The 20976-nt window shown below is 73.4% G+C and carries 19 protein-coding genes; 5 read left to right on the top strand and 14 right to left on the bottom strand.

The features are described from left to right. The first annotated feature begins 45 nt into the window (after positions 1 to 45). The 3 genes from ACFY23_RS14295 (at position 46) to disA (ending at position 3669) form a co-directional block, all read left to right on the top strand. A complete protein-coding gene (locus ACFY23_RS14295) occupies positions 46 to 801 on the top strand; it encodes a hypothetical protein (protein ID WP_350686641.1) in 756 nt (251 codons plus the stop codon). Between the two features lie 88 nt (positions 802 to 889). Continuing rightward, a complete protein-coding gene (radA, locus tag ACFY23_RS14290; protein ID WP_350686640.1) occupies positions 890 to 2344 on the top strand; it encodes a DNA repair protein RadA in 1455 nt (484 codons plus the stop codon). Between the two features lie 143 nt (positions 2345 to 2487). Then, positions 2488 to 3669, top strand: coding sequence for a DNA integrity scanning diadenylate cyclase DisA (gene disA / locus ACFY23_RS14285; RefSeq protein WP_350686639.1), 1182 nt, complete (start codon positions 2488 to 2490; stop codon positions 3667 to 3669). A gap of 30 nt (positions 3670 to 3699) precedes the next feature. Here the strand turns inward: disA and ACFY23_RS14280 are convergent, their stop codons facing one another. The 3 genes from ACFY23_RS14280 to ACFY23_RS14270 all read right to left on the bottom strand — a co-directional run bounded on the left by ACFY23_RS14280 (position 3700) and on the right by ACFY23_RS14270 (position 5643). After that, positions 3700 to 4413 carry a hypothetical protein gene (locus ACFY23_RS14280; protein ID WP_350686638.1) on the bottom strand — a complete coding sequence of 238 codons (714 nt, stop codon included), beginning with the start codon at positions 4411 to 4413 and terminating at the stop codon, positions 3700 to 3702. A gap of 136 nt (positions 4414 to 4549) precedes the next feature. Next, complete coding sequence (locus tag ACFY23_RS14275) at positions 4550 to 5134, bottom strand: peptide deformylase (protein ID WP_350686637.1); 585 nt, start codon at positions 5132 to 5134, stop codon at positions 4550 to 4552. Then, the gene (locus tag ACFY23_RS14270) at positions 5131 to 5643 is read right to left on the bottom strand and encodes an ACT domain-containing protein (RefSeq protein WP_350686636.1); all 513 of its coding nucleotides are present in this window, start codon (positions 5641 to 5643) and stop codon (positions 5131 to 5133) included. Before ACFY23_RS14270 ends, ACFY23_RS14275 begins: the two co-directional genes overlap by 4 nt. A 141-nt stretch (positions 5644 to 5784) precedes the next feature. On the opposite strand from ACFY23_RS14270, the gene ACFY23_RS14265 reads away from it, so the two are divergent. Beyond that, entirely contained in the window at positions 5785 to 6684 is a 900-nt protein-coding gene (locus ACFY23_RS14265) for an A/G-specific adenine glycosylase (RefSeq protein WP_350686635.1), read from the top strand. 188 nt (positions 6685 to 6872) lie between these two features. On the opposite strand, the gene ACFY23_RS14260 is transcribed toward ACFY23_RS14265, so the two are convergent. From ACFY23_RS14260 to lysS, 4 genes are all read right to left on the bottom strand, one after another. Next, positions 6873 to 7529 (bottom strand): C39 family peptidase, encoded by a 657-nt coding sequence (locus ACFY23_RS14260; RefSeq protein ID WP_387036035.1) that lies wholly within the window; start codon positions 7527 to 7529, stop codon positions 6873 to 6875. Between the two features lie 674 nt (positions 7530 to 8203). Beyond that, positions 8204 to 10735, bottom strand: coding sequence for an ATP-dependent Clp protease ATP-binding subunit (locus tag ACFY23_RS14255; RefSeq protein ID WP_387036032.1), 2532 nt, complete (start codon positions 10733 to 10735; stop codon positions 8204 to 8206). 449 nt (positions 10736 to 11184) lie between these two features. Then, complete coding sequence (locus ACFY23_RS14250; RefSeq protein ID WP_342672168.1) at positions 11185 to 11535, bottom strand: Lsr2 family protein; 351 nt, start codon at positions 11533 to 11535, stop codon at positions 11185 to 11187. Positions 11536 to 11644: 109 nt separating this feature from the next. Further along, positions 11645 to 13153, bottom strand: a complete 1509-nt coding sequence (gene lysS, locus ACFY23_RS14245) for a lysine--tRNA ligase (protein ID WP_350685925.1) — start codon at positions 13151 to 13153, stop codon at positions 11645 to 11647. A gap of 91 nt (positions 13154 to 13244) precedes the next feature. Here lysS and ACFY23_RS14240 point away from each other — a divergent pair, with 91 nt between their 5' ends. After that, complete coding sequence (locus ACFY23_RS14240) at positions 13245 to 13985, top strand: class I SAM-dependent methyltransferase (protein WP_350685923.1); 741 nt, start codon at positions 13245 to 13247, stop codon at positions 13983 to 13985. A gap of 51 nt (positions 13986 to 14036) precedes the next feature. On the opposite strand, the gene ACFY23_RS14235 is transcribed toward ACFY23_RS14240, so the two are convergent. From ACFY23_RS14235 to ACFY23_RS14205, 7 genes are all read right to left on the bottom strand, one after another. Beyond that, positions 14037 to 14795, bottom strand: a complete 759-nt coding sequence (locus tag ACFY23_RS14235) for a type III pantothenate kinase (protein WP_350685921.1) — start codon at positions 14793 to 14795, stop codon at positions 14037 to 14039. Positions 14796 to 14827: 32 nt separating this feature from the next. Beyond that, the gene (gene nadC, locus ACFY23_RS14230; protein ID WP_350685919.1) at positions 14828 to 15724 is read right to left on the bottom strand and encodes a carboxylating nicotinate-nucleotide diphosphorylase; all 897 of its coding nucleotides are present in this window, start codon (positions 15722 to 15724) and stop codon (positions 14828 to 14830) included. Beyond that, positions 15721 to 17415, bottom strand: coding sequence for an L-aspartate oxidase (locus ACFY23_RS14225; RefSeq protein WP_350685917.1), 1695 nt, complete (start codon positions 17413 to 17415; stop codon positions 15721 to 15723). Before ACFY23_RS14225 ends, nadC begins: the two co-directional genes overlap by 4 nt. A gap of 87 nt (positions 17416 to 17502) precedes the next feature. After that, the gene (locus ACFY23_RS14220; RefSeq protein WP_350685915.1) at positions 17503 to 18396 is read right to left on the bottom strand and encodes a septum formation family protein; all 894 of its coding nucleotides are present in this window, start codon (positions 18394 to 18396) and stop codon (positions 17503 to 17505) included. Between the two features lie 199 nt (positions 18397 to 18595). Further along, positions 18596 to 19018, bottom strand: coding sequence for an aspartate 1-decarboxylase (gene panD / locus ACFY23_RS14215; RefSeq protein WP_350685913.1), 423 nt, complete (start codon positions 19016 to 19018; stop codon positions 18596 to 18598). Positions 19019 to 19054: 36 nt separating this feature from the next. After that, complete coding sequence (panC, locus tag ACFY23_RS14210) at positions 19055 to 19903, bottom strand: pantoate--beta-alanine ligase (RefSeq protein WP_350685911.1); 849 nt, start codon at positions 19901 to 19903, stop codon at positions 19055 to 19057. A gap of 29 nt (positions 19904 to 19932) precedes the next feature. Then, a complete protein-coding gene (locus tag ACFY23_RS14205) occupies positions 19933 to 20910 on the bottom strand; it encodes a Rossmann-like and DUF2520 domain-containing protein (RefSeq protein WP_350685909.1) in 978 nt (325 codons plus the stop codon). Between the last annotated feature and the right edge of the window lie 66 nt (positions 20911 to 20976).

Below are 20976 nucleotides of genomic sequence, written 5' to 3'. Positions count from 1 at the left end.
TGCCCGGCGTGAGCACCGGGTGGGATCGTGACGAGGAGGACCGACGTGACGCGCTCGATCAGGGGTTCCCGGCGGGCGGCCCTGCTGCTGTCCGGGATGGCGGCGGCGACCGGGCTGCTGCTGTCCGGCTGCGGCGCCGGCCAGGTCTCCGAGACCGCCAACAAGGAGCCGTCGGTCCAGGGCGTCAACCTGTCCGCCCGCAACGGCGACTACGCGGTCCGCGGCCTGCTGGTCGAGTTCCCTGGCATCGAGGGCTACAAGGCGGGCGCCAACGCCGTCCTGAACGCCGTGATCTACAACGACTCGGAGGAACCGGTCACCGTGACCGTGACCACCGACAGCGCCCGCGAGGTCGTGATCGTTGGCAAGGGCGCCACGGCCAGCCCGACGGCGTCGCCGACCGAGTCGCCCTCCGAGTCCCCGTCGCCCACCCCGTCCGCCCCGGAGTCGGAGTCGCCGAGCCCGGGCGCCCCGGAGAGCCCGAGCGCCCCGGCCAGCCCGTCGGCCCCGGAGAGCCCGGCGGCACCCGCCGGCGAGCCGGCCCGGATCGAGATCCCGCCGCTGAGCTACGTGCAGCTCAACACCGAGGCCGACCGCGTCCTCCAGCTCATCGGCCTGAACGAGTCGCTGCGCTCCGGCCAGAACGTCTTCCTGACCTTCGACTTCGGCAACGGCGTCACGGTCACCGGCCCGGCGCCGATCGCCGTGCCGCTCACCCCGGCCGCGCCCCCGTCGCCGATCATCCACCGCGAGGGTGGGTACGAGGACGCGGAAGAGGGCGGCCACGGCGGCGGCCACTGACCTCCGCTCCCGACTCCGACGACACCGCCGGCGTGGCGACCACCACGCCGGCGGTGTCGTCGTCGTACCGGCGGACTAACGTCCCCATGTGACCACCTCTCGATCGACGTCCCCGCGCGCCGGCGCCGCCGGCGGGCGCGGCCGGGCGTCCAGCCGCGAGCCCCGACCGGCCTACGAGTGCGACGCCTGCGGGCACCAGCCGCCGAAGTGGGTCGGGCGCTGCCCGGAGTGCGGCGAGTGGGGTTCGGTGGTCGAGTGCACCGTGACCGGCCCGACCGTCTCCGGCAAGGTGGTCAGTTCGCGGATGCCGGCCGAGCCGGCCCGGCCGATCGCCACCATCAGCGCCGCCCCGGCGCGGGCCCGGCCCACCGGGGTCAGCGAGCTCGACCGGGTGCTCGGCGGGGGCCTGGTTCCCGGCGCCGTGGTGCTGCTGGCCGGCGAGCCGGGCGTCGGCAAGTCCACCCTGCTGCTCGACGTGGCCCAGCAGTGGGCTGCCGGGGCCGGCAGCCCCTCGCTGGTGGTCAGCGGCGAGGAGTCGGTCAGCCAGGTCCGGCTGCGCGCCGAGCGGATGGGCACCCTGCACGACCAGCTCTACCTCGCGGCCGAGAGCGACCTCGCCGCGGTGCTCGGCCATCTCGACGCGGTCAAGCCGGGCCTGCTGGTGCTCGACTCGGTGCAGACCATCTCCACCACGGGCGCCGAGGGCGTGTCGGGCGGGGTGACGCAGGTGCGGGCGGTCACCGCCGCGCTGGTCGCGGTCGCCAAGGAGCGCGGCATCGCCACCGTGCTGGTCGGCCACGTCACCAAGGACGGCCAGGTCGCCGGCCCCCGGGTGCTGGAGCACCTGGTCGACGTGGTGCTGCACTTCGAGGGCGACAAGCACTCCTCCCTGCGCATGGTGCGTGGCGTGAAGAACCGCTTCGGCGCCGCCGACGAGGTGGGCTGCTTCGAGATGCACGAGGGCGGCATCAGCAGCCTGGCCGACCCCTCCGGGCTGTTCCTGACCCGCTATTCGGAGCCGGTGCCGGGCACCTGCGTCACGGTGGCGATGGAGGGCCGGCGGGCGCTGGTCACCGAGGTGCAGGCGCTGATCGGCGCGACGGTCGCCGGGTCGCCCCGACGCACCGTCTCCGGGCTCGACTCGGCCCGGCTCGCGATGGTGCTGGCCGTGCTCCAGCGCCGCACCGAGCGGCTGACCCTGCACGACCGGGAGGTCTTCGCGGCCACCGTCGGCGGCATCCGCGTCGTGGAGCCGGCGGCCGACCTCGCGGTCGCCCTGGCCGTCGCCTCGGGCGGGCTCAACCTCGCCATCGCGCCGCACCTGGTGGCGATCGGCGAGGTGGGGCTCACCGGCGAGGTGCGCCGGGTCGGCGCGGTGCCGCGACGGCTGGCCGAGGCGGCGCGGCTGGGGTTCCGGCTCGCGCTGGTGCCGACCGGGTGCGGGCCCGAGAGCACCGGCGTGACCCCGGGAGGCATGCGCGTGATCGAGGTCACCGACGTCCGCTCGGCGCTCCAGGCCGTGGCCCGCGCGTCCGCGGAGTGACCGGCGATGGCGGGGCGACGGGACCGCCTGGGCGATTCCGGACCGCCCGGCAGACGGCTCTCGTTCCGGGCGGCGTGTGACATCGCGACACATCACAGTAACCACGACAGCACCCACCGCAGGGCAGTCCGTAGACTGTGCCCGTGCCGATCGACCGCGATACCACCAAGCCTGCCGGCGCGACGCCCCACGCCCGCACCGGCGCCGTGGGCTCGCCCGCCCGCCCGATCAGCGTGAACGTGACCGGCAGCACCGGAGGCGCCGGCGACCCGCTGCGGGCCAACCTGGCACTGATGGCCCCGGGCACCGCGCTGCGCGACGGCCTCGAGCGGATCCTGCGCGGCCGCACGGGCGCGCTGATCGTCCTCGGCTACGACAAGGTCGTCGAGGGGCTCTGCACCGGCGGGTTCCCGCTCGACGTCGAGTTCTCCGCCACCCGCGTCCGTGAGCTGTGCAAGATGGACGGCGCGGTCGTGCTCTCCAGCGACGGCACCCGCATCGTCCGGGCGGCCGTGCACCTGATGCCCGACCCGAGCATCCCCACCGAGGAGTCCGGCACCCGGCACCGCACCGCCGAGCGGGTCGCCCGACAGACCGGCTACCCGGTGATCTCGGTGAGCCAGTCCATGCGGATCATCAGCCTCTACGTCAACGGCCAACGGCACGTGCTGGACGACTCGGCGGCGATCCTGTCCCGCGCCAACCAGGCGCTCGCCACGCTGGAGCGTTACAAGCTCCGGCTGGACGAGGTCTCCGGCACCCTCTCCGCGCTGGAGATCGAGGACCTGGTCACCGTACGGGACGCGGTAGCGGTGGTGCAGCGGCTCGAGATGGTCCGCCGGATCGCCGACGAGATCGCCGGCTACGTGGTGGAGTTGGGCACCGACGGCCGCCTGCTGGCCCTCCAGCTCGACGAGCTGATGGCCGGCGTCGACGCCGACCGCACCCTCGTCATCCGGGACTACCTCCCGGCCGGCCGGAAGTCCCGCACCCTCGACGAGGCGCTGGTCGAGCTGGACCTGCTCGGCGCGACCGAGCTGATCGACCTGGTCTCCGTCGCCAAGGCGATCGGCTACCCGGCCGCCTCGGACGCGCTGGACGCGGCGGTCAGCCCGCGCGGCTTCCGGCTGCTCGCCAAGGTGCCCCGGCTGCCGGCGGCCGTGGTCGACCGCCTCGTCGTGCACTTCGGCAGCCTCCAGCGCCTGCTCGGCGCCACGGTGGAGGACCTCCAGGCCGTCGAGGGGGTCGGCGACGCCCGCGCCCGCGGCGTCCGGGAGGGGCTGTCCCGGCTCGCCGAGGCGTCCATCCTGGAGCGCTACGTCTGACCGGGCCGGCCCGCGGCGGCTCCCGGCCGCTCAGCCGTCGGTGACGGTGAGCTTCACCGGCTCGCTGAGCTTGGTGCCCACCCGGGCGAAGACCTGGTACGTCCCGGCCGGCGGGTTCGGTCCCGCCGCCACCCCGCCGGCGCACTTGCTGCTGTCGCGGCCGTTCCAGCCCACCTGGTAGGAGCGCTCGAAGCCCGGCGTGAAGGACTGCACGTCGGAGCCCTCGCCGGTGCCGCAGGTGTCGGACGACCAGATCTTCTCGGCCCCCGACTTGATGAACAGCTCCTGCTCGTCGGCGCCGACGTCGCGGCTGCACGTCCGCTCGGACCGGTTCTTCACCTTGAGCTGGAGGTCCACCACCGCCCCCCGGACCACCGACGTGGGCAGGGCCACGGGGGTCACCGTGATCTCGGCGTCCGTGCAGGCGCCGTCGCCGGCGGCCGGCACGACCGGCGCCGCCGGCGGCGTGTCGGTGGTGGTCGGGCCGCCCGACGGGTCGGCGCCCGACGCGCCCGGCGAGGGCGCGCCGGTCTGCGGGCTGAGCACCGGGCCGGTGGGCCCCGGTGTCGCACCGGACGACGTCGCGCCCGGCGCGGGCTGCGCGTCGCCGCTCTTGTCGGGGTCCGGGTCCGGACCGGTGCACGAATAGAGCAGGACAATCAGGAAGAGAAGCCCCGCTCCGAGTACGACGGCGCGACGCCGCCAGTAAACGGCGGGTGGCAGGGGGCCGACCGTCAGACGCATGATGCCCCCACCGTAGCGGCGCGGGGCACGGCAGCCCGGCGCGACGCGCCGAGGTGTCCGCAGCTCACCGTTCCCGCCCTCCACATGCGACGTTCACATCTGCCGACGGTGCCCCACCGGCGACGCTGGGTCGCGGTCAGAGATAAACCTTGCGCTGGTAGATGGCGTGAGCGCCGGCGACCCGGTCCAGGAAGAGCAGCCCCGCGCAGTGGTCGATCTCGTGCTGCAGGGCGCGCGCCTCGAACCCGTCGGTCACCAGCCGTACGGACTTGCCGCTGCCGGGCAGCACGCCCTCCACCACCAGCCGGCTGGCCCGCTTGACGTCGCCGGTCAGGTCGGGCACCGACATGCACCCCTCCCGGGCCACCTTCCACCGGCTCGCCTCGACGACCCGGGCGTTGCACAGCACGAAGGTGCCGTGCACCGTGACCGCCTTCGGATGGCCGGTCACGTCGACCGCGAAGACCTGCGCGCCCACGCCGATCTGCGGGGCGGCCAGCCCGACGCAGCCCGGCGACACCCGCATGGTGGCGATCAGGTCGGCCGCCAGGCGTACGGTCTCCTCGGCCGTCGGGTCGACCTCGCCGCCATGCCGGCTGAGCACCTGGTCGGGGGCGGACACCACCGGCCGCACCTCCCCCGGCACGTCCAGGAACTCCGGGGTCCAGTCGCCGAGGCCGGCGTACGCCTCGGTCTCCGGGGCACGCTCGTCGCCGGTCACAGCAGATCCGGGTCGGCCGGCCGGAGGGTCACCCCGACACCCAGGTCGGCGGCGGTCGACGCGAGCCGGCCGGCCACCTCGTCGGCCGTGCCGGGCGGCAGGTCCACCTCGGCGACCACCACGTAGAGCGACCCGGTCAGCCGGGTGCTCAGGTCGGTGACGTTGCCGCCGGCGTCGGCGAGCACGCGGGTCATCGCCGCGACGATCCCCATCCGGTCCGCGCCGTGCACCGCCATCACGTACGGCTCGCCGGCCGGAGCCGTCTCGCCGTCGGGGGTGACCTCGCGTACGGTCGCCAGCAGCTGGCCGTCGGCGGAGAGCGGCGCGAGCGCGGCCTCGACGTCGGCGGCGGCCGGGCCCACGCAGACCAGGGTCATCGCGAAGTGCCCCCGCAGCCGGGTCATCGTGCTGTCGGTGAGGTTCGCGCCGAGCCGGGCCAGCACCTCGGCGACGTCGGCCACGATGCCCGGCCGGTCCCGGCCGATGACGGTGATCGCGAGCTCGTTCATCCGGGCATTCTGCCCGATCCGCCGGCCGCCGCCGCAGCGCCCCGCCCAGATCGCCCAGCCAGCGGGACGGTACGGCCGCAGCCGCGAGCCCGCCGCCCACGCCGTGTCGGGGGGTGCCCGCGTGACATCATCGGCGACGCGATGTCTGAACCAACTTTCGCCACCCTGGTCAGCCGGTGGTACGAGGAGAACGCCCGCGACCTGCCGTGGCGGAAGCCCGACGTCACCCCGTGGGCGATCCTGGTCAGCGAGGTCATGCTGCAGCAGACGCCCGTCGTGCGGGTGCTGCCCGCCTGGGCAGCGTGGCTGGACCGCTGGCCCGACCCGGCCGCGCTGGCGGCCGACAGCCCGGCGGAGGCGATCCGGATGTGGGGACGGCTCGGCTACCCCCGCCGGGCGGTACGGCTGCGGGACTGCGCCGTCGCGATCGTCGAACGGCACGGCGGCCGGGTCCCGGACCGGCTGGACCAGTTGCTGGCCCTGCCGGGCGTCGGGACGTACACGGCCCGGGCGGTGGCCGCGTTCGCGTACGGCCAGCGGCACCCGGTGGTCGACACCAACGTGCGGCGGGTCGTCTGCCGGGCGATCGCCGGCGAGCCGGACGCCGGCCCGGCCACCCGCCCGGCCGACCTGGTGGCCACCGAGGAACTCCTGCCCGTCGAGCCGGCCGCCGCCGCGCTGGCCAGCGCCGCCTTCATGGAGCTGGGCGCGGTGGTCTGCACCGCCCGCTCGCCCCGCTGCGGAAGCTGCCCCGTCGAGTCGGTCTGCGCCTGGCGGGCGTCCGGCCGGGAGGCCCCCGCCGGTCCGACCCGGCGCCCCCAGCGGTACGCCGGCACGGACCGCCAGGTACGCGGGCTGCTGCTCGGCGTGCTCCGGGAGGCGACCGGCCCGGTGCCGCACCAGCGTCTCGACCAGGTGTGGGCCGACGACGTGCAGCGGGCCCGGGCGCTCACCGGGCTGGTGCGGGACGGCCTCGTGGAGCCGGTGGGCGAGTCGTCGTTCCGGCTCGTCGGCGACGGCCCACCGGTCCCCGTCGTCTGACCGTCGCGGGCCGTGGGCCTGCACCTCGGCGCAAGACCCGTCCGACCTGCGCGGCCGTCGCGTGCGCCTGCGTGTCATCTGGTCTGCCGGGGCCGCCGCGTGCGGCTGCGGGCATGACGAAAGGGCCGGCCCCCGTTTGGGGGCCGGCCCTTGTCGTTGGTGTTCGGTTGTGTGTTGCCTTGCCTGGATCAGGCGGCGTAGCCGCGGGTGGCGATCCAGTCGGCGAGGGCCTCGGTGGTGATCCAGTAGGAGGCCTGGGCCGGGTCGGCGGAGTCGGCGATCTTCACCGTCTGGCCGTTGTCGCGGTAGCCGACGACGCTGATGTAGTGCCCGCCCTCGAAGGAGTGGACGCCGCCGTCGGTGTCGGTGGCGGTGCCGGCGATGTTGGCCACCGGGGCGCGGCCGTCGTCGACGGCCTTGACGACGTCGGCGCGCAGCTTGGTGGTCTGCTTGTCGTCGGCCCTGGCCTGGCTGATCTCGACGCTGTGGTAGGCGTTCTTGCCGGTTTCCTTGTTCAGCACGGGGGTGATGTCGTTGATGGAGTCGGTGCCGGCCTCGGTGGTGCCCATCTGCTCAGCCATGGCGTCGACGTTGATGTCCTTGCCCTGCACGCTCAGGGCGTTGCGGGTGGCGGCGGGGCCGCAGTAGTAGAAGTTCGGCTGGGCCTCGTAGGCGACGTCGAGTTCCTTCTGTCCGCCCTTACGGTCACGGTCCTGGGTGACGGTGGCGGGCTTGCTGTCGACGGGGGCGGCGTACGTGGCGGTGACGGGGCCGGCGATGGCGCCGCCGGTGAAGGCGAGGCCGGCAGCGGTCAGGGCGGTCTTACGGATCAGATCGGTACGCATGATCGTATGCACCTTTCGATCGGGGGTACGCGGCACACCGAAAAAGGGGGGGTGGGTGGCCACGGGTGAGGAAAGGTCGAAGACCAGAAGGGGTGCGCCCGCGCTTGGGGGCGCGTCCCGGGGAGATGTAACCGGCTGGGCCGGCCACGCATTCCGGCGGCCACCGCTCCAGCGGGCCCTGGGGTCCGGGGGATGTAACGACGGCAGGCGGCCGGTCATTCCAGCCGGCGTGCCGCCTGGACCGGACCGCCAGGGCGGCGGTGCCGCGGGTCTGGAGGATGTAACGACGCGGGCCCGTGCGGCATTCCGACCGTCGTCCCGAGCTGTCGAGACGGCCCGGGGCCACGCGCTCACGACGGTTACAACGCCCCGGGCCCCCGGCCCATGCCCGCCGGGCCGGTGGCCCCCGCCACCCGCAACCCACCCTTAACCGGCCACGGCGCCCACAACGCACCGGCCTGCCCTCGCCGAACCGGACACACACCCCAGGCAGGCCCTCAGCCGGCAACCGGTGGGCGCACGGTTGACAAGGCCCATCTGTCAGGGCAGCCCGACAGGGGTCGGGCGGCGGCACCCCCGAGCTGAACCGTTTGCAACATCAGCTCGACAGGGACAAGGAAAGGCGACGGCCCGGTGGCTGGTACCACCGGGCCGTCGCCTTTGTGCTGTTTGCCTTACTCGTCCGCCCCCGCGGCGGCGGTGCCGCCGAGGTCGGCCGGGACGGCGTCCGGCACGCTGGCCGGGCGGTCCGCACCCTTGAAGACGAGCTTCGACTTGTCGATGTTGCTGGGGTCGCCTTCGCAGTCGACGACGACGATCTGGCCGGGGGTCAGTTCGTTGAACAGGATCCGCTCGGACAGGTTGTCCTCGATGTCGCGCTGGATCGTGCGGCGCAGCGGCCGCGCGCCGAGGACGGGGTCGAAGCCCTTCTTCGCCAGGTACTTCTTGGCGTTGTCGGTCAGCTCCAGACCCATGTCCTTGTTCCGCAGCTGCGTCTCGATCCGAGCGATCATGATGTCCACGATCGACAGGATCTCGTTCTCGCGCAGCTGGTGGAACACGATCGTGTCATCGATACGGTTGAGGAACTCCGGCCGGAAGTGCTGCTTCAGCTCGTCGTTGACCTTCTGCTTCATCCGGTCGTAGTTCGACTCCGAGTCCTCCGACGCCTGGAAGCCCAGCGACACCGCCTTCGCGACGTCACGGGTACCGAGGTTGGTGGTCAGGATGATGACCGTGTTCTTGAAGTCCACGATCCGGCCCTGACCGTCGGTGAGGCGCCCGTCCTCCAGGATCTGCAGGAGCGTGTTGAACACGTCCGGGTGGGCCTTCTCGATCTCGTCGAACAGCACCACCGAGAACGGCCGACGCCGCACCTTCTCCGTCAGCTGACCGCCCTCGTCGTAGCCGACGTAGCCGGGAGGGGCACCCACCAGCCGGGAGACCGTGTACCGGTCGTGGAACTCCGACATGTCCAGCTGGATCAGCGCGTCCTCGCTGCCGAACAGGAACTCGGCGAGCGCCTTGGACAGCTCGGTCTTACCGACGCCGGACGGGCCGGCGAAGATGAACGAGCCGGACGGGCGCTTCGGGTCCTTCAGGCCGGCCCGGGTACGGCGGATCGCCTTCGAGACGGCCTTGACCGCGTCCTCCTGCCCGATGACGCGCTTGTGCAGCTCGTCCTCCATGCGCAGCAGACGCGAGGTCTCCTCCTCGGTCAACTTGTACACCGGGATGCCGGTCCAGTTACCCAGCACCTCGGCGATCTGCTCGTCGTCAACCTCACTGACGACGTCCAGGTCGCCGGCCTTCCACTCCTTCTCCCGCTGCGCCTTCTGACCCAGCAGCTGCTTCTCCTTGTCCCGCAGCTGCGCGGCCCGCTCGAAGTCCTGCGCGTCGATCGCGGACTCCTTGTCACGGCGCACCTGCGCGATGCGCTCATCGAAGTCACGCAGGTCCGGCGGCGCGGTCATCCGACGGATCCGCATCCGCGCACCCGCCTCGTCGATCAGGTCGATCGCCTTGTCCGGCAGGAACCGGTCGGAGATGTACCGGTCGGCCAGGGTGGCGGCGGCCACCAGGGCGGCGTCGGTGATGCTCACCCGGTGGTGCGCCTCGTAGCGGTCCCGCAGGCCCTTGAGGATCTCGATGGTGTGGGCCAGCGACGGCTCACCCACCTGGATCGGCTGGAAACGACGCTCGAGAGCGGCGTCCTTCTCCAGGTGCTTGCGGTACTCGTCCAGCGTCGTCGCGCCGATGGTCTGCAACTCACCACGAGCCAGCATCGGCTTCAGAATCGACGCCGCGTCGATCGCGCCCTCCGCCGCCCCAGCCCCGACGAGGGTGTGGATCTCGTCGATGAACAGGATGATGTCGCCCCGGGTGCGGATCTCCTTGAGCACCTTCTTCAGGCGCTCCTCGAAATCACCCCGGTAGCGGGAACCAGCCACCAGCGCACCCAGGTCGAGCGTGTAGAGCTGCTTGTCCTTCAGCGTCTCCGGCACCTCGCCCTTGATGATCTTCTGGGACAGGCCCTCCACCACAGCCGTCTTACCGACACCGGGCTCACCGATCAGGACCGGGTTGTTCTTGGTACGGCGGGACAACACCTGCATGACCCGCTCGATTTCCTTCTCGCGCCCGATGACCGGGTCGAGCTTGCCCTCGCGGGCGGCCTGGGTCAGGTTACGGCCGAACTGGTCCAGCACGAGGCTGGTCGACGGCGCGGCCTCGCCCGGCGCGGCACCGGCCGCAGCGGGCTCCTTGCCCTGGTAACCCGACAGCAGCTGGATCACCTGCTGGCGGACCCGGTTGAGGTCGGCACCCAGCTTCACCAGCACCTGGGCGGCGACACCCTCACCCTCACGGATCAGACCCAGCAGGATGTGCTCCGTACCGATGTAGTTGTGGCCGAGCTGCAACGCCTCACGCAGCGACAGCTCCAACACCTTCTTCGCCCGCGGCGTGAACGGAATATGCCCGCTCGGCGCCTGCTGACCCTGGCCGATGATCTCCTCGACCTGCTGACGCACACCCTCCAGAGAGATACCAAGACTCTCCAGAGCCTTCGCAGCCACACCCTCACCCTCATGGATCAGGCCCAGCAGGATGTGCTCCGTACCGATGTAGTTGTGGTTGAGCATCCGGGCCTCTTCCTGGGCCAGGACGACAACCCGTCGCGCTCGGTCGGTGAACCGCTCGAACATGCCCTCGTGCTCCTCACGTGCCGTGCGCCTTGATGGTCAGATCTCGGCGGGGCCGGTGCGCGGACGTCCGGGATGGGCGTCCGTGCCTCATTACTCTATCGCCGCAGACCGACTCGGCTGAGGTCGTGTGTCCCCGCCGGAGGCCGCGTACGCGTCGTTTTACTCAACCGTCCGCGCTCAGGGGGTGTTCCGCGACCCCCGCCTGTACGCGCAGAGCGAAATTCGGCCACCGCCCGGACCGCCTCCGCAGGCCGGTGCCGGTGCCGGTGCGGCCCCGATCCGGGCCGCCCGGGAGTCGTCCACAGGCTGTGGACAGATCCTCCACCGGCTGTGGACAACCACCGTCGCGGCGGAATTCTTCCCGGTCCGGACGCACCCGGGGGCGGATACGGCGACGCCGGCCCGGAGTCGTGCTCCGGCCCGGCGTCTGTCGCCCGTCGGCGGTCGGGTCAGTGACCGGCCTTGGAGTGGTACTCGTCGACGATCTCCTGGGGGATCCGGCCCCGGTCGGAGATGTCCTTGCCGGCCTTCTTGGCCCAGGCGCGGATCGCCTTGTTCTGCTCCCGGTCGGCGGTGGCGCCGCCCCGGCCGCGCGCGGCCCGGCCACCCACGACGACACCGCCGCGGCCCACCTTGGTGCCGTGGGCGATGTAGGGAGCGAATACGTCACGCAATTTCTCGGCGTTCGAGCTAGACAGGTCGATCTCGTACTGAACGCCGTCGAGCGCGAACTTGACGGTCTCGTCAGCGTCCCCGCCGTCCAGGTCATCGACCAGCTTATGAATGATCTGCTTGGCCACGTCCCACATTCCTTTCGAGCAGGGTGCTCCTGCAAACTGAGAGCACAATAACCCGTGCGATGCTTGCCGCGTCAATAGGATGCGGTAACGACCCGGTGCGAGTCCGCGACTACTCCGGCCGCACCAGGGGGAAGAGGATGGTTTCCCGAATTCCCAGGCCCGTCAGCGCCATCAAGAGTCGATCGATTCCCATTCCCATACCCCCGGCGGGCGGCATTCCGTACTCCATCGCCCGGAGAAAGTCCTCGTCCAGCCGCATCGCCTCGTCGTCGCCGCGGGCCGCGAGCTGCGCCTGGGCCAGCAGCCGCTCCCGCTGCACCACCGGGTCCACCAGCTCCGAGTACGCCGTCCCCAGCTCGAACCCGAGCACGTAGAGGTCCCACTTCTCGGCCAGCCCCGGCTCGCTGCGGTGCGCCCGGGTGAGCGGGCTGGTCTCCTCCGGGTAGTCGCGGACGAAGGTGGGCGCCTGGAGGCCGGGGACGACCAGTTCCTCGAACAGTTCCTCGGCCAGCTTGCCCGGCCCCCACTTCGGGTCGACCGACAATCCGACCTTGTCGGCGTACTCGACGAGGCGGGCGTGCTCGGTGCGTACCGTGACTTCCTCGCCGAGCGCCTCGGAAAGCACCCCGAAGAGGGTCACCGAGCGCCACTCGCCGCCGAGATCGAACTCCCGGCCGTCGGCGTGGGTCACCACGGTCGAGCCGGCGACCGCGATCGCCGCCTGCTGCACGAGATTGCGGGTCAGCTCCGCCATCGTGTCGTAGTCGCCGTACGCCTGGTACGCCTCGAGCATCGCGAACTCCGGCGAGTGCGAAGAGTCGATGCCCTCATTACGGAAGTTGCGGTTGATCTCGAAGACCCGGTCGACGCCGCCGACGACGGCCCGCTTGAGAAACAGTTCCGGCGCGATTCGCAGATACAGATCGGTGCTCAGCGCATTGCTGTGGGTCACGAATGGCCGGGCCGCCGCGCCGCCGTGCAGCAACTGGAGCATCGGGGTCTCCACCTCGATGAAGTCCCGGTCGTGCAGCGAGTCGCGCAGGCTGCGGACGGTCGCGGCGCGGGTGCGCACCATCTGGCGCGCCTGCGGCCGGACGATCAGGTCGACGTAGCGCTGCCGGACCCGCGCCTCCTCGCTGAGCGGCTTGTGCGCCACCGGCAGCGGGCGCAGCGCCTTCGCCGTGACCGCCCACTCGTCGGCGAGCACGGACAGCTCGCCCCGGCGACTGGTGATCACCTCGCCGGTCACCCCGACGAGGTCGCCGAGGTCGACGAGACGCTTCCAGTCGTCCAGGCGCTCGGCGCCGACCCGGTCCAGCGAGAGCATCGCCTGCAACTCGGTGCCGTCGCCGTCCCGCAGCGTGGCGAAGCAGAGCTTGCCGGTGTTGCGTACGAAGATCACCCGGCCGGTGACCGAGACGCGGTCGCCGGTGGCGGTGTCGGTGGGCAGCTCGGCGTACTTCTCGCGGATCTCGGCCAGCGTGCTGGTCCGGGGGAATCCGACCGGGTACGGCTCGACGCCCTCGGCGAGCATCCGGTCCCGCTTCTCCCGGCGGACCTTCATCTGCTCGGGAAGGTCGTCGGCGGGATCGACTGGCACGGGAGTCTGCTCGGTCACGGCACGCTTCCTCAGAAGGAGATTTCGGGCGGGGTCAGGCCCCGAGCGTACTCAAGGCGCCAGGGAGGCGTTACGGGATAACCTGCCCGCCATGACCGACCCCACTCACGCCCTGTCGTTCGGCGCGGCCGCCGGCGAGTACGACCGGTTCCGGCCCCGCTATCCGGAGGAGGCGGTGCGCTGGGCGCTCGACGGGGTGGGCGCGCCCGCCCGCGTCGTCGACCTGGGCGCCGGGACCGGCATCCTCACCCGCGGGGTGCTCGCCCTCGGTCACGAGGTGGTGCCGGTCGAGCCGGACCCCGGGATGCGGGCCCGCCTGGACGCCGTCACCCCGGGCACCACCGCCGTGGCGGGCAGCGCCGAGTCGGTGCCGCTGCCGGACGGCGCGGCCGACGCGGTGCTGGCGGGGCAGGCGTACCACTGGTTCGACCGGGAACGCGCGCACGCCGAGATCGCCCGGCTGCTCCGGCCCGGTGGCGTCTTCGCGCCGATCTGGAACCTGCGGGACGAGCGGACCGGCTGGGTGGCGGAGCTGACGAAGATCGCCCGGATGGGCGGCAGCGCCGACGACCTGGCCAGCCGGGTCGGCGACTTCGGGCCGGCGTTCGCGCCGACCGAGCAGGCCGTTTTCGCGCACCGCACCACGCTCACCCCGGACGAGCTGGTCGGGATGGTCCGGACCCGCTCGTACTACCTCACAGCCGACCCGGAACGACGGCGGGACCTCGACCGGGAACTGCGCGAGCTGCTGGACACCCACCCCGACCTGGCCGGGCGGGAGCGCTTCGACCTGCCGTACCGCACGCTCGTCTGCCGCGCCCGACGGCGCTGAGGCCGGCGACGGTGCCCGGCCCCGACAGCGGCCGGGACCGGGGCCGGCGGGTCAGACGTTGCGCTCGTAGACCATCCGCAGGCCGATCAGGGTGATCATGGGCTCGTGGTGGGTGATCGTGCGGCACTCGTTGATCACCAGACCGGCGAGCCCGCCGGTGGCGATGACGGCCCGCACCTCGCCCAGCTCCTCGGTCATCCGCTCGACGATCCGGTCGACCTGGCCGGCGAAGCCGAAGTAGAGGCCGGACTGGAGGCACTCGACGGTGTTCTTGCCGATCACCGAGCGCGGCCGGGTGGCCTCCACCTTGCGCAGCTGGGCCGCGCGGGCGGCGAGCGCGTCGAAGGAGATCTCGATGCCCGGCGCGAAGGCGCCGCCGAGGAACTCGCCCCGGCCGCTGATCACGTCGAAGTTGGTGGTGGTGCCGAAGTCCACCACGATCGACGGGCCGCCGTAGAGGGTGTACGCGGCGAGGGTGTTCACCACCCGGTCGGCGCCCACCTCCTTGGGGTTGTCGATGGCGAGCTGCACACCGGTGCGCACCCCGGGCTCGACGATCACGCTCGGCAGGTCCGCGTAGTAGCGCGACAGCATGGTCCGCAGCGAGCGCAGCGCGGCCGGCACCGTGGAGCAGGCCGCCACCCCGGTGATCTCGACCGCGTCCCCGGCGAGCAGACCCCGGAACTTCAGGCCCAGCTCGTCCGCCGTCGACCGCGCATCGGTCTTGATCCGCCAGGAGTGCACCAGCTTGTCGCCGTCGAAGGTCGCCAGCACGGTGTTGGTGTTTCCGATGTCGATGCAGAGCAGCACGCACGAAGCCTAGACAACGGCCAGCCGCCGGTTCACTCGGTGCGCAGGTCCATGGCGATGTCGAGGATCGGCGAGGAGTGGGTCAGCGCACCCACCGACAGGAAGTCGACGCCGGTCGCCGCGTACCGCGCCGCGACGTCGAGGGTCAGCCCGCCGGTCGCCTCCAGCTCCGCCCGGTCCCCCACGGCGGCGACCACCTCGGTGAGCGTCTCCGGTGTCATGTTGTCCAGCAGCAGGAAGTCCGCCCCGGCCTCGACGGCCTCCACCGCCTCGGCCACCGTGTCCACCTCGACCTGCACCGGCACGTCCGGGAAGGTCTCCCGGACCCGGCGGAAGGCCGCCGTGATCCCGCCCGCCGCCAGCTTGTGGTTGTCCTTGATCATCACGACGTCGTGCAGGCCCATCCGCTTGTTGGTGCCACCCCCGGCGCGGACCGCGTACTTCTCCAGGGCGCGCAGGCCGGGGGTGGTCTTGCGGGTGTCGAGCACCAGCGCCTTGGTGCCGGCCAGCGCGTCCGCCCAGGCCCGGGTGTGGGTGGCCACCCCGGACATCCGGCAGAGCAGGTTGAGCGCCGTCCGCTCGGCGGTGAGCAGCAACCGCGTCGGGCCGGTCACCGTGGCCAGCACGTCGCCACGCGCCACCCGCGCGCCGTCGTGGGCGACCACCGACACCTCGACCGTACGGCCGGCGCCGGTCGCCTCGCCGACCAGCTCGAACACGGCCGCCGCCACGGCCAGCCCGGCCACCACGCCGTCGGCGCGGGCCACCAGGTCGGCCGTGTCGGTCTGCCCCGCCGGGATGGTGGCGACGCTGGTGACGTCGAGGAAGTCGGGCCCCAGGTCCTCGGCGAGCGCGTTCTCGACCACCCGCCGCACCTGCGCCGGGTCCAGGCCGGCGTCCCGCAACGCCCGCTCCGTCGACTCCGTCATCGGATCCCCTCCCACTGAGACGTCAACCGGCCCTGCGCCCCGACCGCGCCGACGAGGTGGCCCAGCCACCGCTCGTCGGCCGTCGGGAAGTCCTCCCGCCAGTGGCAGCCCCGGGTCTCCCGGCGGGCGTACGCGGCGGCGACCAGCGCCGACGCCACGGTGATCAGGTTCGTCGCCTCCCAGTCGGCCGTCCGCGGCCGGCCCCGGCCCTCGCCCAGCCCGGCCAGGACGTCCGCGGTCCCCGCGAGGGTCTGCGCCGAGCGGAGCACGCCCGCACCCCGGGTCATCGCCCGTTGCAGGGTCGGCGTCGCCTCGGCCGGCACCACCCAGCCCTCGCCGCCGACCCAGGCGCCGGTCGACGCCGGCTGGGCCTGCTCCGGCAGCCCCACCGCGACGTCCTCGGCGATCCGCCGGGAGAACACCAGCCCCTCCAGCAGGGAGTTGCTGGCCAGCCGGTTCGCGCCGTGCACGCCGGTGCAGGCGACCTCGCCGCAGGCGTACAGGCCGGGGATGGAGGTGCGGCCGCGCAGGTCGGTGCGGACGCCGCCGGAGGCGTAGTGGGCGGCCGGGGCGACCGGGATCAGGTCGGCCGCCGGGTCGACCCCGATGGCCAGGCAGGACGCCACGATGGTCGGGAAGCGCCGGGCCAGGAAGTCGCCGCCCAGGTGCCGGGCGTCGAGGAAGACGTGGTCCGCCCCGGTGGCCAGCAGCACCCGGTGGATGCCCTTGGCCACCACGTCCCGGGGCGCCAGCTCCGCCAGTTCGTGCTGCCCGACCATGAACCGCTTGCCGTCGCCGTCGACCAGGTGGGCGCCCTCGCCGCGCAGGGCCTCGGAGACCAGCGGCTGCTGGGCGTGCCCGGCGCCCAACATGCCGGCGCCGGCCGGGGTGATCAGCGCGGTCGGGTGGAACTGGACGAACTCGACGTCGGTGACCGCCGCGCCGGCGCGCATCGCCAGCGCCACCCCGTCCCCGGTCGAGACGGCCGGGTTGGTGGTGGCCGCGTAGATCTGGCCCATCCCGCCGGTGGCCAGGACGACCGCCCGGGCCAGGATGGCGCCCACCCCGTCCTCGCTGCCCTCGCCGAGCACGTGCAGGGTGATGCCGCAGGCCGGGCCGAGCCCGCCCGGGCCCTCGCCGGGCGCGCGCAGCAGGTCCAGCACCAGGGCGTGCTCGACCAGCCGGATCCACGGGTCGCGGCGGACGGCGGCGTGCAGGGCCCGCTGCACCTCGGCCCCGGTGGCGTCGCCGCCGGCGTGCACGATCCGGTCCGCCCGGTGCCCGCCCTCGCGGGTGAGCATCAGCGAGCCGTCCGGGTTGCGGTCGAACTCCGCCCCGATCCGCATCAGCTCGCGCAGCCGGGTCGGGCCCTCCTCGACCAGCACCCGCACCGCCGCCGGGTCGCAGAGCCCGACGCCGGCGATCTCCGTGTCGGAGGCGTGCGCGGCCGGGGTGTCGTGCGGGTCGAGCACGGCGGCGATGCCGCCCTGCGCCCAGCGGGTCGAACCCTCGTCGATGTTGACCTTCGTGACCACGGTGACGTGCAGGCCCGCCTCGCGCAGGTGCAGCGCGGCGGTCAGCCCCGCCACCCCGGAGCCGACCACGATCACGTCGGTGGTCTCCACCCAGCCGGGCGCGGGGGCGGCCAGCAGTCGGGGCAGCGCCGGCAGGTCCACGGTCGGAAGGTCCATGCCCACAGTCAACCCGAAGGGCCCTCGCGAGGGGCGGCGGGGGCGGGACGAGTGGTTTGGGCCATCGCGTCCGGACGCCGACGGTGCCTACCTCGTCCGGACCGGCAGGGCGGCCGGGCCCGCGCCCTTCAGCGAGCCGGTCACCGTACGGTGGTCGAGCCAGAGGTAGCAGCGGACGCCGCGGTCGCCGACGCGCCAGCGCCCGGCCCCCGGCGGGCGCACCACCACCCCGCTGCGGAAGCGCAGGTCCGCGTCGTCGGGCACCCCGACGTAGCGGCCGAGCACCGAGCGGCAGCCGGCGTAGAGCGGGGCCCAGTCGGCAGGCCGTTTCGGGTACGGGCGGTCGGGCGCCCGCCAGACCCCGACGAACTCGGCGTCGTGCCGGGTGGCGCAGTCGACCGGGAGCAGCGTCCGCACCACCCCGCCGGCGGCCCGGGCCTGCTGGCAGCCCAGCCGCAGCGGCGACGGCCCGCGCAGCGCGTCCCGCAGGCTGCCGGAGCGGGTGACCACCGTGGCGGCGGCCTCGGCGGTGCTCACCTCGGTCAGGTCGCACCGGTACCAGCGGGCGCCGGCCGCCCAGCCGGGCCCGGACGGCAGCGCCACCGCCAGCCGGAGCCGCCCGGCCCGCCAGTCGTCGCCGACGTGCCCGGTGGCGCGGGTGTCGCAGTCGGCGAACGCGCCCCGCAGCTCCGCCGAGCCGCCCGGCGGCGGGGTGGCCCGCTCGGCCGGGAAGGCGCCCACGTGCACGGTCTCGACCCGGTGCGGCGCGGCGCAGTCCACCGGCGCGTACGCCGCCAGGGTCACCACGTCGGTGAAGTCGGCGGCCTGGCAGACGCCGGCGGCCGGGGTGAACGGGCCGGGCGCGGGCAGGGCGGCCCAGTCGTCGGCCAGATCACCGTCCAGCCCGGCGGAGCCGGCGCAGCCGACCAGGAGGACTGCCGCGCTGACGGCGGCGAGCAGGGTGGTCATCGAACGGCGCATCGCGGCCTCCCCCAGCCACCGCGTCTCTCCGACGGGTGACCAGACTACCCACCGCCGCCCTCCGGTGACACACCGCGTTCGCGCCCCCATCCACCCCGATGTGCCACGATCTTGCAGTTACCGCCCGGACAACAAGGACTTATGGCGACAAAGCCGGGTCGGAAGTGCAAGATCGCGGGGAACGGACGGGGCGGGCGGGTCAGACGGCGGCGTAGGGGTTAGGGATCGGGGCGCCGGCGGTGCCGGGGGCGGCGGTGGTCGGGTCGGCGTTCAGGTCGACGATGCGGTTGTCGGCGTCGACGTGCACCACCCGCGGCCGGTACGCCCGGGACTCCGCGTCGTCCATCTGCCCGTACGAGATGAGGATGACCAGGTCACCCGGGTGCACCAGGTGGGCGGCGGCACCGTTGATGCCGATCACGCCGCTGCCCCGCTCGCCCGGGATCACGTACGTCTCCAACCGGGCCCCGTTGGTGATGTCCACGATCGCCACCTGCTCGCCCGGCAGCAGGTCGGCGGCGTCGAGCAGGTCCTCGTCGATGGTCACCGAGCCGACGTAGTGCAGGTCGGCCTGGGTCACCGTGGCCCGGTGGATCTTCGACTTGAGCATGGTGCGCAGCATCGGATGCCTTTCGCGGAAGACGTGGTGGGGGTCGGTTCAGGAACGGGGGGCGAGCCGGATCGCCGCGTTGTCGATCAGCCGGGTGCTGCCGACCCAGGCGGCGACGAGCAGCCGCGCCGGACCGGACACCGGCCCCGGCTCCAAATCCGGATCGGTGAGCACCAGGTAGTCGAGCCGCGCGCCGGGCGTACCGGCGCCGAAGGCGGCGTGCGCGGCGGCCAGCACAGCCCCCGCGTCACCGCCCGCGGCGGCGGCCTCGGCACCGGCCCGCAGCGCCGCCGACAGGCTCAGCGCGGTCTCCCGCTCGGCCGGGGAGAGGTAGCGGTTGCGGCTGGACAGGGCGAGCCCGTCGGGCTCCCGCACGGTGGGCACGCCGACCACCTCGACCGGCACGTCGAGATCCCGGGCCATCCGCCGCACCAGGGTGAGCTGCTGGTAGTCCTTCTCGCCGAAGAACGCCAGGTCGGGGCGGGTGAGCTGGAGCAGCTTCAGCACCACCGTCAGCACCCCGTGGAAGAACCCGGGGCGGCTCTGCCCCTCCAGGTCCTCGCCGAGCGGGCCCGGGTTGACCCGGACGCGGGGCTGGCCGTCCGGATACATGTCCGCCACCGAGGGGGCGAACACCACGTCGGCGCCCGCCCGCCGGCAGATCTCCAGGTCGGCGTCGAGGGTGCGCGGGTAGCGGTCGAAGTCCTCGTTCGGCCCGAACTGGAGCGGGTTGACGAAGATCGTGACGATCACGTGGTCGGCCCGCTCCCGGGCCGCCCGCAGCAGCGTCTCGTGCCCGGAGTGCAGGGCGCCCATGGTCATCACGACGCCGACGGTGCCCTTGAGCCCGTCCCGCGCCGCGGCCAGCTCGGCGCGGGTGTGCACCAACTCCGTCACGCGGTTCCCTCCGTCCACCGTCGGCCCGGTCACGCGGCCACCTCCCGCCGGGTCCCGGCCAGCACGCCGAGCAGCGACTCCGCGTCGACCGGGCGGAGCCGGCCGGCGGCGATGGCCCGGTCGGCCGTACGCCGGGCCAGGGCCAGGTAGGGCGCGACCGACTCGGGCGCGGTGGCGGCGAGCCGGGCCAGGTGCCGCTCGACCGTGCCGGCGTCGCCCCGGGACACCGGCCCGGTCAGCGCGTCGTCGCCGAGGCGCAGCGCGTTCTCCAGGGCGGCCCGCAGCAGCGGGGCGAGCACCTTCTCCGGCTGGGCCACCCCGGCGTCGCGCAGCCGGTCGGCCGCCTCGTTGACCAGGGTCACCAGGTGGTTCGCGCCGTGCGCAAGCGCCGCGTGGTAGAGCGGCCGGTCGGCCTCGCCCACCCACTCCGGCACGCCGCCGAGGTCGGCGACCAGCCGGGCGGCCAGGGGGCGCAGCTCCGCCGGGGCGGTCACGCCGTACGAGATGCCGGCCAGCCGGGCGAGATCGTCCGGCGTACCGGTGAAGGTCATGGCGGGGTGCAGGGCGAGCGGCCGGGCGCCGACCGCGGCGGCGGGGGCGAGCACGGCCAGCCCGTGCGCGCCGGAGACGTGCGCCACCACCTGGCCGGGACGCAGCGCGCCGCTGTCGGCCAGGGCGGACACCACCCCGGCGAGCGCGTCGTCGGGCACGGCGACCAGCAGCAGGTCGGTGGCCGCGCGGGCCACGGCGGCGGCGGAGCGGCGGGGCACGCCGGGAAGCAGCAGCGCCAGCCGGGCCCGGGAGGCGCCGGAGCCGCCCGTGGCGGCGACGACCCGGTGGCCGGCGGAGGCGAGCGCGGCGCCCAGCGTCGCACCGACCCGGCCGGCGCCGACGACGCCGACGGTGAGCGTGCGGGGGAAGGAGAGCGGGGCGCCGGATGTGGCGCCGCCCGACGGTACGGCGGCCGTACGCGGGGTGGCCGCGCGCGGGCGCAGCGGTGCGCTCATGGCAACGATCCAGTCCTCGAAGGGGGTACCGGTCGATCGCAAGTATGCGCCGCCGTGACGGAGCCG

The organism is Micromonospora sp. NPDC000121 (assembly GCF_042899165.1).
In the GTDB taxonomy this organism is placed as follows: domain Bacteria; phylum Actinomycetota; class Actinomycetes; order Mycobacteriales; family Micromonosporaceae; genus Micromonospora.
The sequence above is the reverse complement of the archived record's forward strand: the minus strand, read 5'-3'. Positions and strand labels throughout refer to the sequence as shown.